Below are 17,046 nucleotides of genomic sequence, written 5' to 3'. Positions count from 1 at the left end.
TCCTTCTCTGAACATCTGTTGCTGCAGTTTTATTCCGCTTGGCGTGCGACAAAAACAATTACGCTTTTCTGGAATACCGCGTCCCTCAGGATGTTATGGATTTACAGATCCGGCGAAACTTCCTTCGTCGCACGACCGAGAGTCCCTATGCCTGACCACTACAATCTGCTCGTCTACTACGATGGATCACTTGAATCCAAATCGGCATTGCTGCGTGCGACCCGTCTGGGGTGTGCGTTAACCGCTACCGTTCATGTGCTGTCGGTGACGGATATTGGCTCGGCTATCGGCAGTAGTGTCGGATACGTATCGGACATAGCGTGTGTGCAGATGGAAGGGGCGACCAAGCGGCTCCTGGAGGAAGCGCTGGATCATTTGAGAGAGAGCGGGACGGTTGCACGGGGATACATCGCGGCAGGTAACGTGGTTGATAGCATGGCCAAGTATGCTGGCCTGATCAACGCGGATCTGCTTGTGTTGGGGCACCGGAATCCGCGCGGACTGGCAAGGTGGTGGGCTCAGCCATCGAACCACGCAGAGCTGGTGAAACGTGTCGCAGGGCGTGCCGTTATTACCGTCCCGCTGGACTAGACGATCGCGCTGGATATACATGCCATTGTCATCGGCGTGGAAACGAGACGGGAGATTGGAGGTTGAAGATTGGCCGCAGCAGCGAAAGCGCAGGAATAAAGTGCGAGCGTTGCCTTTTCTGAAGACACGTCCGTCACCGACATTCAATAGATCTTCTGGAGCAGCCGCCATGTCTTGTCCCGCCACTCGCTTCCAATCCATCCAGACGCCGCGACTCGTTAGGTTGCACGATCGTTTGTTCGAGGCTGCCGCCGCCCTCCCCGACGCCATTGCGCTGATCGCCGGAAATAACACGTGGACCTATGATTGTCTGGCACGGTACGTCAGACGCCTTTCACAAGGCCTGCTCGTTCAGGGTCTGAGACCGGGCGATCGCGTCACGCTGCATCTGACGAACAAACTGGAAACCGTCGCCGCGTTTTACGGGTGCATGTTGACGCGGAACCGATGCGGATAGCATCGCCGGGTGATCTACGACGTCGGTGCTTGATAACAGCGACCACCTCGGCATGCGTGCAAGCGCCGTCGTTCTCGCCGATAACGGACCCGGCGGTGATGATTTGTGCGGCCGGGCGCGTATCTCGGACAGGGTTTCGCACGCCTTGAAACGCTTTCGACGCTGGCGGAAGCAGCGCTCGCAAGTCGCGATGCGCTGGCTGGTGTCACTGAGACCGCCTAAGCGAAAACAGTCTTCGCGGCTATGTTCGGTAGTGAGGCTGCCGTGACCAATCTGGGCATCGTAGCTCTGCCGGAGGCTTTTGGCGCGCTGCGCCTCGACGCTGCCTGGGGACCGACTGTCGCCTTGGGTCTGGTGGGCGGGCAGGTGATTGGCGCTGCGACATTCAATGACCGGCTGCACCTCGTCTACACGAGCTACGCTCCGGTCACGGGGCTGCTGGATCAGATCAAGGCGGAATTGTCAGGCGCCTTGGGCAACGTTTACTAGGCCGGACAAGAAGCCACGACTGCAATACAGTTTGCGCAGGCGTTGGATCAACTCCTCATTCGAATAACGCTGGGCACGTGCCCGCATGATGCCTTGCGCCGTGTAGAACGTTTCGCTCGGGATAATCGACTCAAATGCACCTTCCTTACGAATCCACATATCCGGGGTATTGACCACGCGCATTTTCTTCAGCTTGAACGAGACTCGGTTGTACAGATTGTTGCCGATGTATTTCTCGGTGGTCAAGACTTCTCTTACCGTCGCCCGTGTCCATTCGCGATCCAGATCGGTGTGCACACACATCGCGTTAAGACGAGCGGCGATTTCATACTCGTTGAGCGATTCCTCGATAAACCAGTTGTAAATGAGATTGACGATCCGAATCTCACTTTCAGGCCCTGGCATCAGGACAACTCGATCGGTCTGCAGACTCTTGCGCTCTCCGCGGTGCAGTTCCCCCTTCATGATGCCGTGCTGGTCGATCAACACGCGGCGTAGTCCATAGCCAGCCAGTCCGCCTTGCCGGAACCCCAGTTCAATCAGCCGGCATTGGCCGGCAAATACCTTCGCCGAAAGCTCGCGGCTATATTCACCGGCCATCGCACGCTTGACCCCCTTGACGATGGTCGAGACCGGTGAGCCGTCGTTTTCAAACTGCTCCGCGCAGTAGGCCACCTGAATGCCGGCGCGCTTGCATACGTATTCGTAGCAGGCGCTCTCATCGGCATCCTGGAATCGGCCCCAGCGACTCACGTCATAGACAAGGATTACTTGAAAGTCGGTATGACCGCTTTCAACATCGGTGATGAGCTGTTGAAGGGCTTGACGCCCGTCGATCCGCAGACCGCTTTTACCTTCGTCGGCGTAGGTGCGAACAATCACGAAACCTCGTCGGACAGCATAGTCGCGAATCTTGGCCTGTTGGTTTCCGGTCGAGTATTGCTGGTGCTCGGTCGACATGCGAACATATTTCGCGGCACGCGTCGCTGGAGGCTGCGAGGCAGTTGCATTGGCGGTGAGATCAAGTGACACGGTCCTGCTCCGGGCAGCGACAAGTTCTGGCTCTCTGAGCCTGCGTGTGGAGTCGATTGCCGAACACCGCAGGTCTCCACGTCGCTTCGTCCGCATCAGATATAGCGGCGACACCGACTGAGAGCGCTACATGAAAAAGATAGCAGTCGCCGCGCTAAAGTCGATCAAGTCATCTATTTGCAATCACGTTTTGGGTCGCTGAGGCGCTGACACAACCTCGATGCGCACCACGTACGCGTTCTTCTTTGCAATGCTGGTCCCCACTACACGCCGCAAAACGTAAAATCCGGACGCTAGTGGACCATCCAGCTGTGACGCGTCCATGTTTGCAATCGGCGTCGCGCGTCGGCAGATGTTCCGTTGGCGTTGCATTAAGCGATTTCTGTCGAGATAGGCGGGATGCGTCGCGCGGTACTGACGCCAGTAATTGGGGTGACGGGCGCGCCAGTTAGCCTGGGCTCTCGCCTGGTTATCACGGTAGTCGGGGTCGGTTTGGAGGCGTTGCCGTTGCCACTCGCGTCGGCGATCGCGCTGACAGGCGGGGGCGAAGCAGTAATGCTGGTTAGGGTTTTGCGAGCGAGGACGAAACGGAATTCCGCAGGCTAGGCAACGGCGAACGATTTTCATAGTGCGCTCCATACATTGGCGACGATCTGGAGCACGATCGCCGTGCATGGAGTTGCAAGCAGCCGGGCGTTGGACTCGCCTGTCGATTGGTTGACGGCGGCACAAAGGCCGCTACGACGGGGCCAATAAAGCCAATCTAACGAATGCCGCTTCCCGGCATTGATTGAATATGCTGCGAAAGCTAATCAGCACGATCTCGACCTTTTTATGCTTTCGTCGAGCTGACGCCGGTAGGGTCAGTTGAATTCCTAGCCTTTGTACGTTACGGTTGAACGCGGTTCATACTCAGAAGCCAACAGCGTTATTTCGCATGCGAAATGGGGTGATCATGCCTCCGCAACAGAAAAACCCGAGAGGCAGCGGCGTTTGAATATTGTCGACCATCATGGCCGGGATCATCTGTCAGGAGCCGGTTGAATTAGGTGGCATGGCTCGCGCCGAAGAGGCTCAACTTCAACTTCGACGGCGAATGAACCAGAAACCCGATGGAGCAGCGCGCGGACGGGTTGGGTTGACTGTTTGCCCGAATGTTTGTACATTTATGTTAACGAATTTTGTACGGGATTTAACTATGTCATTCCGAACCCATGATGTGGTACCAATTAGTGAAGCCCGGTCACGGCTGACGGAGCTGGCGGAGGATGTGGTCGCAGGCGCCGAGAAGGTTCTGACGAAGAACGGCTCAGCGTATGTGGCGATTGTCGACGCACGGAAGCTGGATTATTACCACGCCCTCGAAGCAGAACACGGCCGACTGGTCATGCTGGATGACGCCGAGAAGGGTCTCCGGGATGCACTTGCTGGCCGGACCAAACCTTTGGCTGAACTGCGCGACACAATGCGGCGTCGTGCTCCGTCCAAGAAATGATGCGTGTTGATTTTGCGGAGACCCTGGAAGAACGGCTTAAGACGATTCAAGAATTCTTGTTGGTGCAAGACGTGAGTTCAGCAGCAGGCAGGATAGAGGACCTGATGAGCGAGATCTACCGGTTCGGCGATCTCGTGGCAATCCATCCGAAAATTGGCCGCCCAGCAGGCGTACTTGCCGCGAATTCGGTCGAAGGTCAGAGCCGGTTGGAACGCGTGCTGCGGCTGGCCAGTGAAGCAAACCTGCCTGAACTGCGGGAATACATCATGCGCTCCTATCTGATTTTGTACGCGCACTCGGACACGCGTGTGTTGTTGCTGTCCATTCGCCACCAGCGAGAGCTGGGGTATGCGCCGGAAACGGGATAGGACACCCGGCGTTGGTTGCTTGCGAGGCGCATGGGACAGTTGATTGGCCGCTAGACCTTAAATACGGCCGCCCGCTAGATGGCGGGTCAACATAGCGCCTTAAATTATGCAGCATAATCTTCGTAGAACTTCGTTTGGTCCGATCCAGTGCTGGAAACAGGCCTCGACGGCCGAGAGGACTTCGACGAGCATGGCGAAGTAACGGTTATGCAGCGCCAGACGCCTTGTCAGCTTTCTGACCCGTTCAATAGGTGCCAGTTGCGAGCTGTATGGCGGGAGCAAAGCAACGTCAGGTCCCGCCTGTATTTGCGCGGGAGTGGTTTGAGCATGTTGGTATGGTGGTACTTGGCGTTGTCCAGCACGACGACGATGCGCTTGCCACGACGTCGATGACGCAGTAGCCGGCGCAGAAAGGACACAAACGTTTCTGCGTTGAAGACAGGGCACGCTTGCCAGGCGAAGCACCCGGTGCTCAGGCTGACGGCGTCAAAGCGCGCCACCGACTTGCGCGTGGGCGCGTGCATCAACACCGGATCGCGAACCTCCAGGGCCACCCACATGCGACAGCGCGATCCATGCTGCTGAAAATGGCATTCGTCCAGGCTCCTTAACTCAACGTTGTCGCGCTTTTGCCAGGCACCGCAGTTTTTTCAGTGTCGCAACCCATACGGGATCAGACTGGGCGACTTGCGGGAGCGGTATGCGCAGCCGAAATCCATCTGGCGAAACAGCCGCTGGCACTGTCGCACGCCCAGCTCGATGCCGTAGCACTGACGCAAGTGCTCCGACAGAACGGGTCCGTCCCACAGGCCCGCTTCAAATCCGAAGTCGCGTGGTGTCTTGCGCAGGTCAGCCTCAATGCGAGCCCATCGCGATTCATCCAACGTACGTGGACGTCCGGGCCGCTCACCTTCCCGTAATCCGTCGAAGCCACCGCGCTCGAAACGTCGGACCCATCGCTGAATTGTCGTGGCCGCTTGACCGAACAACTGGGCCACTTCAAGTGCACGAGTAACCGCTGCTTACCAGCAGCACCGCATGGAGACGATGGTCATACCGCGATTCCTCGCTCCGTTCGATCTCCTGTTGAATCGCAACCTGCATGATCTGCGGGTCTGCAATTTCGAGCTTGCGCATGGTTGCCTCTCCAAAAGAGTAACCACGCAATCATATAATTCTGCAATATTTACGTCTCCATGTTTAGAACTTCATCCTGATACCAGCGCCCACGCTGCTGCCTGACGACACGCTGGTCATCGTGTCATAACGCCATGCCGCGTACACGTCCGTGCGTTTCGACAGCGGATAGTCGTAGCCGAGCGCCACCGTCGACCAGCGGCTGTCACTGCCTTGCACCGGCCGCCGGCGCGTGCCCGCCCATGACACCAGTACGCTGCCTGTGCCGAGCTGGGCACTCGCGCCGGCCTGCACGGTATCGTCGGTCACCTCGTTGTTGTTATTCACCCGTTCGTACTGAAAATAGAGCTTGAGCGCGTCAAACCGATACGCACCACCGACAAGCCATGCCGTCTGCTCGGTCGCACCATTGAGAAAAAGCGATGCCGTGTGCAGGCTCTGGACTGCCGCCGTCGCGGAGAAAGGCCCAGCGAAGTAGAGCACGTTCGCGCTGTAATTGGCTTGTCCCGCATAGCCCGCGATGCCAGCATTACTGTAGAGCAGACTTCCCGATAGGCCGCCCGCTTCCGGCGTGTGGTACACGATCGAGTCGTCGATTGCTGTATCGCTCTGTACTGACGCCGCCCCCATGGCGGACCCGAGAAAGCTGTGAACAACCATGGGCGAGAAGACGAACGAATTGCCAAACGGGTTGAACAGCAATGTGGATACGAACAGCAGGGAATCGTTACGACCGAGCGTCAGTTCCCCAAATCGCCCGCTGAGTCCGACGAATGCCCTGCGTCCGAAGAACGACTGCCCGTCGAAGGAACCCGTCTGACCACCATTGATGCGGTAAAAGCTTTCGAGCGTGAAGACCGTCTTCAGCCCGTCGCCCAGATCCTCGGAGCCTGACATGCCCCAGTACGACGTTGTCATCCCGCCAGAGCCCACCTGCCAGGTATTGCCCGATGCCCCTGGCGTGCGTACTACGCCCGCGAACGAATCGGCAAGCCCGTAAAGCGAAACGGACGACTGTGCGTGCACTGCCCCGGCCAATGCGCATAGCGCGAGTGCTGCGACGCCTTTACTCCATCTTCCCCGACAATCCGTGTGCATGTGTTCTCCTTCGTCTTTTTGGGTGATCTGTCCTGCGGTTTCGCCTTTTGCCGAGCAAGCTTCCTGACCGAGTCTCAGCCCGGCCTCACGCGCGCAAGCGGTCTGCCACGCTCGGCCAACGCGATCGCAATCAGTAGCTCGTCCGGCTCCGGTGAGTCGGGCACCGACAGAGACACCGTGTCGAAATGGTCGAAGCTCCACATATCGGCAATGCCGTGCGTGGGTATATCGAGACAGGCGCCCGCTGCGCCGCGTTTGGTCACCGACGGCATGATCGTGGTCGCACCGGGCAGGCATTCACGCACCGCCTTGCCCAGCCGCGGATGAAGCAGCGCCGCGCCATACTCCAGCGGCACGCCCGTGCCCACCAGCGCCCCCTTCCCGTAGCCCTGGATGTCGCCTGGCGTGCAACCCAAAGCCTGCAGTGCGCGCCCGGTGAGAAGCGCTCCGAGTTCGGCACCCGTCGCGTAAAGCATGTCCAGTGCGTCATCAGTGCCCTCGCCTGCCATCGTCAGCACGGCCGCCGCGACAGCCTGGCGGTGCGGCGGCACGACCGGCACTCCGAGTTCTGCACATCGCTCAACCAGGTGAACGATCACCCTCGTAACCTGTACGCTCATGGTCGCGCCTCCATCCCGTCTGCCGGACGCTCAAGCGTTGCGCCTGGTGCCGGGAACGCACCCCTTGCTGACTCGTACGCCCGCGCTGCGCGCAGGACCAAGGCATCGCCGCCCCGTCGGCCGATGATCTGCACACCGGTTGGCAATCCTCCGGCAAAGCCACACGGCACACTCGCTGCGGGAAGCCCGGTCTGGTTACACCACGCGGTCAGCGCAGGTGCCGTACGCAGCCCGGCGGGCAGGCCCGGTACGGGCGGCGGACCACAGTGGAATGTTGGCGTGAGCAGCAGGTCGTAGCGCTGAAAGAAAGCCTTCATCGCCGCAGTGAGTGCATGACGCGCAAGCAATGCGTCAGCAAACGTTGCGGTGTCCACCCGTTCACCTGCATCGGCAAGCGCCTTCAGTTCGGGATCGAGCAATGTCCGGTGCGCCGCCTCCATATGTCGGGCACGCTGCGCGAAGTACACCGACCACTGGACCGAATGCATGCGCCCATCGCCGTAATAGTCCGCAAGCGGCGTCACATCGCTTTCGACAACATGCGCGCCAAGCGCCTCAAAGGCACTGGCTGCCTGCCTGACACACGCTTCGATGGCCGGCTCGATGCGCACGCCAGCGGGAGCCGCGCAGTACGCGATGCGAAGGCTCGCGACACCGTCGTCGAGCCCCACGCAGTAATCCGCCCAATAATCCGAACTGCTGGCGATGCCTGAATGCCGGTCGACGCCATCGTGCGTCATCACACTGAGCATGAGCGCGGCATCGCGTACGTTGCACGCGATCGGTCCCAGCGTGGACAGCGCAGTCCATGACGCCGCTTTGCCGGCCGGTACGAGTGAGAACGTGGGCTTGAACCCGACCACACCGCTCCAACACGCAGGAATCCGAATTGACCCGCCTCCGTCGGTCGCGAGCGACAGCGGTCCCATCCCTAGCGCAACCGCCACCGCGGATCCACCACTGCTGCCCCCAGGCGAGAGCCGCGTATCCCACGGATTGCGGGTAGCCCCCGTCAGCGGACAATCGGTGACGATCTTGTTGCCAAACTCCGAGGTCGTAGTCTTGCCAAACGGTATGGCGCCCGCGCGGCGCAGCCTCGCCAAGGCCGGCGCGTCCTCACCTTCACGTTGCGGCGATGAGGTCAATGAGCCGTGACGCGTGGGAAAACCGGCTACCGCGACGAGATCCTTGACCGAGACTGGCACGCCATCGAGCGGACCGCGCGGCTCACCCTGCATCCACCGTCGCTCAGCGTCCCTAGCCGCTGACATCGCCCCTTCCTCGTCGATCGCGCAAAACGCATTGACGACGAAATCGTGCTTTGTGACCTGATCCAGCACTGCGCACATGACCTCCACCGGCGAGAGTGTCCGCTGCCTGAAGCCGGCAACCAACTGACTTGCGTCGAGCCTGACAATGTCGTTCATTATGTATTCCTAAATTTTTGATGCATAAACCTTCTCGCGTAGGAGGACCCTCCTAGCCTTCACAGACCGGCGTGACCGGTCCGGTGGAGTCGAGGATCGAAAAACTGTTGTCGGCGAGTGCCTGACCGATTCGTGTCTGGCAGAGCACGTGGCCACCATCGTGGCTCACCCCGGTCCTGCCACGCGGCAGCGCGACAGAGAGAGCAGGCAGCGCGGCCTTGACGCGCTCGGCGTCTACACTCCCTGCCGACCTGACGGCCTCGGCGAATAGACGAATCCCCGCATAAGTGTTCTCACCGTGCGGCAGCACGACGGCATAACGTCCCAGCCGAGGATCACGGGCATCGGCATAACGCGCGGTATAGCGTGTGAGGAACGCCTGGTTTTCCGGATTGTCGATGCTCATGAAGTAAGACGACACGCCGATCGTGCCGGTCGAGGCGCCCGTGGTCGCAATCGAGAGGGATTCGTGCGCAATGTCTGTCACGAGCAGCGGTTTCATTGCGAATGACCGGTACTGCTTCACGAACGTCACCGGGTCATCCCCGATGCTGTGCCACACGACCTGCGCGTTTAAGCTCGCGACACGCTGCAGGACCGCACCATAGTCGCGCGTGCCGAAGGGTAGCCAGTAGACATCAAGGAATTTCCCTCCGTGATGCGCCACCGCTGCCTGTAACTGCGGGATCAGCACCTTCCTGTTGCTGCCGATATCGGACACGACCGCGCAGACGGACCGTCCCCCGTCACGCATGAGCCATGCAATCAGCGGTTCGATCCGCTGGCTTGCGGTAAGGCCTGTCGTGAGCAGTCGCGGGTCACATCGTCCCTCGTCGAAATTCGGATAGACCACCAACTTTCGTGCGGCTCTTGCCGCCTGGAGAGCAGCTTCGCGCTCCGACGGAAGCACCATGCCCGTGATCATCGCGACGTCGTCATGCATGAAGAGCTGCCGCGCCTTCTCAAGTGTGACCGCGGTAGACATCTGGGTGTCCTCGACGCTCAGTTGCAAGGGGCGCCCAAGCAGTCCACCCGCGGCGTTGATCTCGTCCACGGCAAGTGCTGCGCAGTTACGGTTGGTCTGCCCCACGCGCGTCAGGGGACCGCTGAGCGGTGCAAGCACGCCGATCTTCAGCGGCTCGGCCGAGCGCGCGAACGGGGAGACGGCCGATGCAGCAAGGGACGCAGCCGCACCAAGCAGCACAGTTCGGGAAAAGTCACGACGGTTCATGGTTTTTTCTCACTCGATTTCACTGAACGTTTTCATGAAGAAATTCCGGCGCATTGTCCGCGGCCGGGGAAAGATAGCGTGCGAGCGGGTGTTCGCCCGTACCGCCCGATCGCGGTTCAACGATGCCGGCATGCACGAGCCGGCCGTTGCTTAGCACGATGCAACGCTGGGCACTCTGCAGGACAAGCTCGAGGTTCTGCTCGACGAGGAGCACGGCGAGCTTTGAGCGGCGGCAGAGTTCGGGAATCACCTCGCCGATACGCTCGACCAGATTGGGTTGCACACCGTCGGAAGGCTCGTCTAGCAGGAGCAGTTTCGGACGGCCACACAGCGCGCGGGCGATGGCGAGAACCTGCTGCTCGCCACCCGAGAGCGTGCCGCCCTGCTGTGACAGGCGCTCCTTGAGCACCGGGAAGTAATCAAACACCTCATCGAGGATGCAGGCACCACCGGCGGCCTGCGTGCCCATGAGGAGGTTCTCGCGCACGGTTAGTTTCGGAAAGATCCAGCGTCCCTGCGGCACGAGTCCGATGCCCCGGCGTGCAATCTCGTGCGTGCGCAAGCCCGCGACTGAGTGCCCGAGGAAAGAGACCTCCCCGCTCACGCGCGGCAGCAAGCCCATGATCGCCTTCACCAGGGTGGTCTTGCCGGCACCGTTGCAGCCGAGCACACCGACCACCTCGTTCTGTAGCACGTCGAGCGTGACGTTACGAACCACATCCACGTCGCCGTATCCGGCGCACAGGTTTTCAATGCGCAGCATGGTTGCCCCCCCGTCCCAGATAGATGCGGCGGATCTCGTCGTCGTCCGCAATCTCGGCATACGCCCCCCGTCGGACCACCTCTCCGCGGTGCATGACCCACGTCTCACATGCGAGAGACCGCACGAAGCCAAGATCGTGTTCGATGGCGAGTACCGCACATCGCTCGCGCAACCGGTGAATAAGGCCCACCAGCCGCTGTGCGTCCTTCGCGGACAGCCCGGCTGCAGGTTCGTCGAGCAGCAGCAAGGCGGGCTGGCACATGATGGCCATGCCTATTTCGAGCCACTGGCGCTCGCCGTGCGGCAGATGCGAGGCGAGCTCGTTCGCCTGCCCGGACAGACCCACCTCCTCCAGCACCGCTTCGGGATCAGGCATCGGCGAAGCCCGGTAAGCCGCAACCCCAAGACCAGCCACCACCAGGTTGTCGCGCACCGTCATCGTGAGGAAGGTGTTGGTGCCCTGGAACTTGCGTACCACGCCACGCCTGCAGAACGCGTACATCGGGCGGCCTGTCATCCGCTCGTCGCCGAGATACAGTTCGCCCGCACCTGAAGCGATTGCGCCTGAGAGCAGACCAACGAGCGTGCTCTTGCCGGCCCCGTTCGGACCGATCACACACAGCAGGTCCCGCGGCCCGATTGCGATATCTACGCCCGCCACGGCGTTGATTCCGCCAAACGCGCGCGACAGGCCGGTGCCCTGAAGAAAGTGGGCGTCCATTACCGTTCCTCCTGTGCGTGGCTCGCGCGGCGAAGCAGCGGCCTGTTCGATTTCGCTCTCAGAATGCGGCGTATAGCCGCTGCGAGACCACGGACTCGCAAGCCGTTAGGCATGAAGAGCACACAGGCGAGGAACAGGCCACCGAGGATCAGTGGCCAACCGTCCGTGCTGTAGCTCGCGATGGTCTGCTTAAGGAGCGTCAGAGCGACCGCGGCGACGACAGGGCCACCCGTTCTACCTCGCCCGCCAATGGCCACCCATAGAATGACCTCGGTCGCCAGCAGCGGCGAGAAAACGTCGGGCGCCACCACGCCCGAGCAGGACGCCATCAGGCCGCCGGCGATAGCCGCCAGCACTGCTGACACGACGAAAACAGACAGCAGATGAAACGAAGTGTGATACCCGCATGCCTTCGCCCGCCATTCATTGGTTGCGATCGCATCGAGCAGTTTGCCGTAGTGGCTGCGGCACACGAACCACGTTAGGGCTATCGCTCCGAGGAGCACCACGGCCACGGCGTACCAGGACGCGCGAGGCCCACTCAGATCAAATGCGTGACTGCCCTCACCCACCGACAGTCCGGAGATGCCGAGGATTCCCGTGTCTCCTCCGGTGACCGACTGCCAGCTGACGGCGAGCTGCTGCGCGACGATCAGCACAGCCAAGCTGATGATCGCAAAGAAGTGCAGCCTTACCCCCGCAAAGAGCAGGAAATAACCCACCACTGCGGCGACAACCGCAGCGCACAGTACCCCCGCAGCGAGTCCCGCCATGGGTGCCTGTCCAAACAGTACGGTCGCCACGGCAAATCCATACGCGCCGAGACCGAGAAACGTGGTGTGCCCGAGCGTCAGCACCCCGGCGCGGCCCCAGAGCAGGTCATAACTCAACGCGAGAATCCCCATGACCAGCGCATCACGCGCGGTTGAAAGCAGCCAGGGGCCAACGAACAATGGCAGGATTGCTGCAGCTATCACCGCCGCACCCCACATCAGCAGGGGCGGAGCATCCTTGGGACCGAGAGCCGGCTGTGCGAGCCACAGACGCAAGCCGGTTGCGCGTTTTTCAGACATACGTTTTATCCTTTACCGAGAAGCTGATGGGCCGCGCTGAATCCCGGAATCAGGCCCTGCGGCCTGAACCGGATCACCACGATGGAGAGGACCAGCACCAGCGCCGATGCGAGCGAGGGATCGACGCGATAACCCAGCAGCGTCTCGGCCGTGCCGATGACTGCGCTGCCCAGGATGCTGCCCGCAATCGAGCCGATACCGCCCAGCACAATCACGAAGAAAGCCTTGGCGAGATAAGAGACGCCAAGATGCGATTCCACCGAAACCATAGGTGCAACGAGCACACCAGCAAGCGAGGCAAGCGCCGCGCCGCCACAGAACGCAATGCGATTCAGGCGTCGGGTGTCGATGCCAGTGGCCTCGGCCATCGCCGGGTGCTGGATCACAGCGCGCAACTGCATACCAAAGCGCGTGCGGGCAAAAAGCAGCCAGCACCCGGCGGTTACGATGAGTGCGACAACGATCACGAAGATCCGGTAGGCTGGATAGCTACCCCCAGGGACCGGAACCGCTCCGTCGAACGGCGCGTACACCAGCATCGGCTGCGTGCCGAAGATGAGTTCCAGTGCCTTCTGCAGGATCAGGCTGATCGCGTAGGTCGCGAGAAGGGTATCCAGTGGCCTGTCGTAGAGACACCGGATGATGAAACGCTCGAGGCACCATCCGAGGAGTGCACCGGTTAGCGGTGCCGCCAGCAATGCAACCCAGAACGCCTCCTTCCCAGCAACCGCCTGCGCGACAGCCAGTGTGTAAGCGCCGATCGTGACCCACTCTGCATGTGCAAGGTTCACGATGTCCATCATGCCGAATACGACGGCAAGGCCAAGCGCCACCAACACCAGAATGCTCACGTAACCAAGAATGTTCAGAATCGTCGTCATTGGCATAGCTCCAAGTCGTCTTCATATCTGCGGGGCGCCGGCCCGATGCGTTCAACTGGCAAACGAACAGCTTTTCAGTCTGGACACGCTGTCCGTCATCACCCAAAGAATTCCTTAGGAAGAAAACTAAGAAACTCTTAGTTTAGACCGCGAAAAATTTCTAGAAACTCCGAAGATTCAGAGCGATCAAGAATATTTTCTGTTTTTGCCAGACGCCTGGGATAGGCCCGGTTACGCTCGGGCTGACCCAGGAACAGCTGACCGTCAACACCGGCATCAGGAAATTTTCAGCCGGTGCTCGCATCGACTAGTACCAAGGAAGCGAGCACATACCCCCTTTCATAGTGATGCAGCGTCTAGCCAAGGCGCTGCACGTACCGACGTCTTTTCTCTGCGAGAAAGGCGATCAGCTTGCAGCCGTTCTTGCAGTTGCGGCCCGAATCACGCGGTGAAAGAAGAAAATCCTCCTCGCGAATGCCGAAGCCCTGACACAACCGTCTTCCGTAATTCGTAAAGCGAAGTAACATTTAATCCCTCGACTAAGTTTTACTTAGTAAAATCCCTGAACGAATCCGGGAAACTCACCGGATGCCGCACGATACACCTACCCCTGATGCAGTTTTCCCCAGACGCCTGAAACAGGCGCGGCTGCGCTCGGGCCTCACCCAAGAGCAGCTTGGCATCCATGCCGGCATTGACGAGTTCTCCGCCAGCACCCGCGTGAATCAGTACGAAAAGGGCAAGCACACCCCTGCCATACAGACGGGTCAGCGCCTGGCGCGCGCACTCCTTGTCCCCACCGGCTTCCTCTACGAGGAGGACGACTTGCTCGCGAACCTTCTGGCAATCGCCGGCAGGCTCAGCAAGGAAAAGAAAAAGGCGCTCCTCGACAGTGCAGAAAAGCTCGCGCAGGAATAGACTAAGAATTCCTGAGTCTCGGGGCCAGCGCTCACGGCCCATGATTGGGTCAATCACGACATCGATCTTGAACGAACGACCATCCGGGCGAAATTCTTCGTGACGCCGCAACACGAATCCGTTGAACTCCGTGCCGAGAGTAACGTTTTGTCGGCATCGCACTTGTTTATAATTTATGAGCATTAAATTTACGTCTTGAAAACGAGCCTGTCAACGTTGAAAAATTGCTCGTTTACCCTATAAATTTCCGCATATGGAATCCTTGACTTAGCTGAACGCTTCACCTATTTTCCTATTTATGATGATTAAATAGGAAAAGACATGAGCAGCGACGTGTGTGATCTGACAGCGCAAGAACTCCATGCGCTTTATGTGCGGGGTAGCACCTCGCCAGTGGAAGTCATGAACGCCGTGCTTCGTCGCATTGAGCAACTCGACCCCGCCGTGAATGCGTTCTGCCGGATAGCCGAAGACGCACTCGACATGGCACGGGCGTCCGAGGCACGATGGCATCGCAAACGCCCCCTCGGCGCCCTCGACGGCGTGCCAGTTAGCATCAAGGACAACGTCGCCGTCTCGGGGCTTGCCACGCGATACGGCTCACGCGTCACGGCCGAAATACCGGCGCCCCAGGACAGTCCGTGCGTGGCGAGACTTCGCGAGTCAGGCGCGATCTGCTTTGCCAAGACCACCCTGCCCGATTTTGCCCACAAGATCGTCACCGACAGTCCGCTCACGGGCGTGACACGCAATCCCTGGGATATAGAGCGCACGCCAGGCGGGAGCAGTGGCGGTGCCGCCGTCGCCGTCTCGCTCGGCATGGCGCCAGCGGCAATCGGCACCGACGGTGGCGGGTCCATCCGGATTCCCGCCGCTTTCACCGGCACGTTCGGCTTCAAACCAAGCTTTGGACGCGTCCCGCATGCCCCGCGCGGCCCGTTTGGCCTCTTAAGCCATATCGGCCCCATGACCCGGTGCGTGGAAGATGCCGCGCGCATCCTGACTGTGATCAGCCGGCCTGACAGCCGCGACTGGTACGCCTTGCCATTCGACGCGAGCGACTACGAACTGGGTCTTAAGTGCAAGCCGGCGCCCGGTGGTATCCGCATAGCGTACAGTCCGTCTCTCGGGCTTGGCATCACGCCGGAAGCTGCCATCCACGACGCGGTAATGCGAGCAGCCGATACCTTGTGTCAGCTCGGTGCGCGAGTCCAGCCAGACGACCCTCCTGGTATCGATCGCTGCAATGCAATCCACGCGACCCTCTGGCCGGCATGCTGCCGCCAGCTCACCGAAGGCATGGCCGACGGCGGTGCTGGACTCGATCCGTCATTGCGGGCCTACTCCGACGCGGGTTCCGGAATATCGCGCCAAGCGCTACTTGGCGCGCTGATCGAGAGGGGCGAGCTTGGCGCCGGCGTCAACGCATTCTTCGACCGTTACGACCTCGTGATCTGTCCGGTATATCCGCGCATAGCGATGCGACTCACCGAACTTCAGCGCGGTGACAAACTGTTCCCCCACTTCACCGCCTGGTGCAATCAGCTCGGGCTTCCCGCTGCCAGCCTCTATGCGGGTACAACGTCGGAAGGCCTGCCCGTCGGCATACAGATCGTGGGAGGCCGCCACGCGGATGCACTCGTGCTCTGGGCAAGCCACATTCTCGAACTCGCCTTTGGAAGGGCCCCGTTTGCCGAGCTGGCACATACACTTTCATTGTCCGTTGCTGGCGGTAAAGCGCACTGAGACCCTGCGTCCGGCGAACATACGGGCCTATCGGACGCGGGGCCCAATGTCATATCACGATCCTCCCTTCTTGCCCGCATGCAAACCAAGATCCGAATCCAGTACCAGCTTTTGCTGTAAAGCCGCATGAACCTTGCGAAGCTGCGCTTCCGCTTCTTCCATGTGCGCCGCCATGAGTTGTTCGACCTCGCTGGCGTCGCGCCGCTTTGCCGCATCCAGAATCGCCCGGTGAGCAGCGACGGTCTGCCGCCCGAACGCCTGGTATTCCTGCTGGGTGACGTTGCCCGCCACGATCACCAGACTGTGTAGCATCTGGTTGATGATCTGGCACACGCAGCGAAGGAATGCATTGGGATTAGCGGCCGCCAACACATCATGAAAGTGGATGTCCTCGTGTCGCTGGCCAAGCGCATGTTCGTGACTTGCGACAAACGGCTCGCACACTTCAACACTGCCCTCCAGCGCGTCCAGCTCCGCATCCGTCAGATACTCTACCGCGCCAGCCGCAAGTCGCGGCTCCAGCACTCGCCGGACAGCGTAAATGTCCTCCAGAGTCATGCTCTCGAAAAACAGATAGTTCTGCAGCGCCTGGAAAGCGCGGGTAAGCGGCACGCGGGTGATCGTGGCCCCGCCATCTGGACCCGTACTCAGACGCACGAGCCCCTGTACCTCCAAGGCCTTCAGCGCCTCACGTATGGAACCCCGACTAACGTTGAATATTTCCTGGAGCTCGGCTTCCTTGTTCAATCGCATGCCCGAGCGCAGCTTTCCATCGGTAATCGAGCTCTTGATGAGCTCGGCCACCCGATCTCCCCGCTTGGTCGTGCGGGGTCCCCTGCTGTCGGGTTGCAGCAACGGCTTTTTTGCTGTCGTCTGTTTTCGCGCTGCCATTCGTCACACCCGTGGTTGGCCAATCATCGTTCAATAGGGACATCATTATCGGTCATCTACTGGCGACATGGCCGACCTTACGCCACGTCACGCCGGCCCGCGCCCTCC

General features: G+C 60.2%; 19 protein-coding genes and 1 pseudogene. 7 read left to right on the top strand and 13 right to left on the bottom strand.

Annotated elements, in window-relative coordinates; translation table 11 throughout:
* Nucleotides 1-147: 147 nt before the first annotated feature.
* From ACMX25_RS06870 to ACMX25_RS06860, 3 genes are all read left to right on the top strand, one after another.
* Nucleotides 148-591: a universal stress protein gene (locus ACMX25_RS06870; RefSeq protein ID WP_414948811.1), complete on the top strand. Its 444-nt coding sequence runs from the start codon at nt 148-150 to the stop codon at nt 589-591.
* Nucleotides 592-610: 19 nt separating this feature from the next.
* The gene (locus ACMX25_RS06865) at nt 611-1,048 is read left to right on the top strand and encodes an AMP-binding protein (RefSeq protein WP_414948809.1); all 438 of its coding nucleotides are present in this window, start codon (nt 611-613) and stop codon (nt 1,046-1,048) included.
* Nucleotides 1,049-1,312: 264 nt separating this feature from the next.
* Nucleotides 1,313-1,537, top strand: coding sequence for a hypothetical protein (locus tag ACMX25_RS06860; protein ID WP_414948808.1), 225 nt, complete (start codon nt 1,313-1,315; stop codon nt 1,535-1,537).
* Here the strand turns inward: ACMX25_RS06860 and ACMX25_RS06855 are convergent.
* Nucleotides 1,532-2,569 (bottom strand): annotated as a pseudogene (locus ACMX25_RS06855) (recombinase family protein); the annotation flags it as partial. The gene ACMX25_RS06860 and the pseudogene ACMX25_RS06855 sit on opposite strands and share 6 nt — an antisense overlap.
* Nucleotides 2,570-3,569: 1,000 nt before the next feature.
* On the opposite strand from ACMX25_RS06855, the gene ACMX25_RS06850 reads away from it, so the two are divergent.
* On the top strand, nt 3,570-4,064 hold the full coding sequence (locus tag ACMX25_RS06850; RefSeq protein ID WP_414948806.1) for a type II toxin-antitoxin system Phd/YefM family antitoxin: 495 nt from the start codon (nt 3,570-3,572) through the stop codon (nt 4,062-4,064).
* Nucleotides 4,061-4,432: a type II toxin-antitoxin system RelE/ParE family toxin gene (locus ACMX25_RS06845; RefSeq protein WP_414948805.1), complete on the top strand. Its 372-nt coding sequence runs from the start codon at nt 4,061-4,063 to the stop codon at nt 4,430-4,432. The genes ACMX25_RS06850 and ACMX25_RS06845 overlap by 4 nt, the downstream gene beginning before the upstream one ends.
* Nucleotides 4,433-4,659: 227 nt before the next feature.
* On the opposite strand, the gene ACMX25_RS06840 is transcribed toward ACMX25_RS06845, so the two are convergent.
* The 11 genes from ACMX25_RS06840 to urtB all read right to left on the bottom strand — a co-directional run bounded on the left by ACMX25_RS06840 (nt 4,660) and on the right by urtB (nt 13,383).
* Nucleotides 4,660-5,034 carry a transposase gene (locus ACMX25_RS06840; RefSeq protein ID WP_414949055.1) on the bottom strand — a complete coding sequence of 125 codons (375 nt, stop codon included), beginning with the start codon at nt 5,032-5,034 and terminating at the stop codon, nt 4,660-4,662.
* A gap of 48 nt (nt 5,035-5,082) precedes the next feature.
* The gene (locus ACMX25_RS06835) at nt 5,083-5,430 is read right to left on the bottom strand and encodes a helix-turn-helix domain-containing protein (protein WP_414948804.1); all 348 of its coding nucleotides are present in this window, start codon (nt 5,428-5,430) and stop codon (nt 5,083-5,085) included.
* Nucleotide 5,431: 1 nt separating this feature from the next.
* Nucleotides 5,432-5,569, bottom strand: coding sequence for a hypothetical protein (locus ACMX25_RS06830; RefSeq protein ID WP_414948802.1), 138 nt, complete (start codon nt 5,567-5,569; stop codon nt 5,432-5,434).
* 63 nt (nt 5,570-5,632) lie between these two features.
* Nucleotides 5,633-6,667 carry a porin gene (locus ACMX25_RS06825; RefSeq protein ID WP_414948801.1) on the bottom strand — a complete coding sequence of 345 codons (1,035 nt, stop codon included), beginning with the start codon at nt 6,665-6,667 and terminating at the stop codon, nt 5,633-5,635.
* Between the two features lie 74 nt (nt 6,668-6,741).
* On the bottom strand, nt 6,742-7,287 hold the full coding sequence (locus tag ACMX25_RS06820) for an amino acid synthesis family protein (protein WP_414948800.1): 546 nt from the start codon (nt 7,285-7,287) through the stop codon (nt 6,742-6,744).
* Complete coding sequence (locus ACMX25_RS06815; protein WP_414948799.1) at nt 7,284-8,714, bottom strand: amidase family protein; 1,431 nt, start codon at nt 8,712-8,714, stop codon at nt 7,284-7,286. Before ACMX25_RS06815 ends, ACMX25_RS06820 begins: the two co-directional genes overlap by 4 nt.
* Nucleotides 8,715-8,766: 52 nt before the next feature.
* Nucleotides 8,767-9,945 (bottom strand): ABC transporter substrate-binding protein, encoded by a 1,179-nt coding sequence (locus ACMX25_RS06810; RefSeq protein WP_414948798.1) that lies wholly within the window; start codon nt 9,943-9,945, stop codon nt 8,767-8,769.
* A gap of 19 nt (nt 9,946-9,964) precedes the next feature.
* A complete protein-coding gene (locus tag ACMX25_RS06805) occupies nt 9,965-10,708 on the bottom strand; it encodes an ABC transporter ATP-binding protein (RefSeq protein ID WP_414948796.1) in 744 nt (247 codons plus the stop codon).
* The gene (locus ACMX25_RS06800; RefSeq protein WP_414948794.1) at nt 10,695-11,429 is read right to left on the bottom strand and encodes an ABC transporter ATP-binding protein; all 735 of its coding nucleotides are present in this window, start codon (nt 11,427-11,429) and stop codon (nt 10,695-10,697) included. Before ACMX25_RS06800 ends, ACMX25_RS06805 begins: the two co-directional genes overlap by 14 nt.
* Nucleotides 11,429-12,502: a branched-chain amino acid ABC transporter permease gene (locus ACMX25_RS06795; protein ID WP_414948793.1), complete on the bottom strand. Its 1,074-nt coding sequence runs from the start codon at nt 12,500-12,502 to the stop codon at nt 11,429-11,431. Before ACMX25_RS06795 ends, ACMX25_RS06800 begins: the two co-directional genes overlap by 1 nt.
* A 5-nt stretch (nt 12,503-12,507) precedes the next feature.
* Nucleotides 12,508-13,383 (bottom strand): urea ABC transporter permease subunit UrtB, encoded by an 876-nt coding sequence (urtB, locus tag ACMX25_RS06790; RefSeq protein ID WP_414948791.1) that lies wholly within the window; start codon nt 13,381-13,383, stop codon nt 12,508-12,510.
* 588 nt (nt 13,384-13,971) lie between these two features.
* Here urtB and ACMX25_RS06785 point away from each other — a divergent pair.
* Together ACMX25_RS06785 and ACMX25_RS06780 are read left to right on the top strand one after the other, a co-directional pair.
* Complete coding sequence (locus ACMX25_RS06785; RefSeq protein ID WP_165092308.1) at nt 13,972-14,301, top strand: helix-turn-helix domain-containing protein; 330 nt, start codon at nt 13,972-13,974, stop codon at nt 14,299-14,301.
* Nucleotides 14,302-14,622: 321 nt separating this feature from the next.
* Nucleotides 14,623-16,047: an amidase family protein gene (locus ACMX25_RS06780; RefSeq protein ID WP_414948789.1), complete on the top strand. Its 1,425-nt coding sequence runs from the start codon at nt 14,623-14,625 to the stop codon at nt 16,045-16,047.
* A gap of 54 nt (nt 16,048-16,101) precedes the next feature.
* Here the strand turns inward: ACMX25_RS06780 and ACMX25_RS06775 are convergent, their stop codons facing one another.
* A complete protein-coding gene (locus tag ACMX25_RS06775) occupies nt 16,102-16,938 on the bottom strand; it encodes a FadR/GntR family transcriptional regulator (RefSeq protein ID WP_414948788.1) in 837 nt (278 codons plus the stop codon).
* Between the last annotated feature and the right edge of the window lie 108 nt (nt 16,939-17,046).

This window comes from Caballeronia eucalypticola, from assembly GCF_047608185.1.
Classification (GTDB): domain Bacteria; phylum Pseudomonadota; class Gammaproteobacteria; order Burkholderiales; family Burkholderiaceae; genus Caballeronia.
The sequence above is the reverse complement of the archived record's forward strand: the minus strand, read 5'-3'. Positions and strand labels throughout refer to the sequence as shown.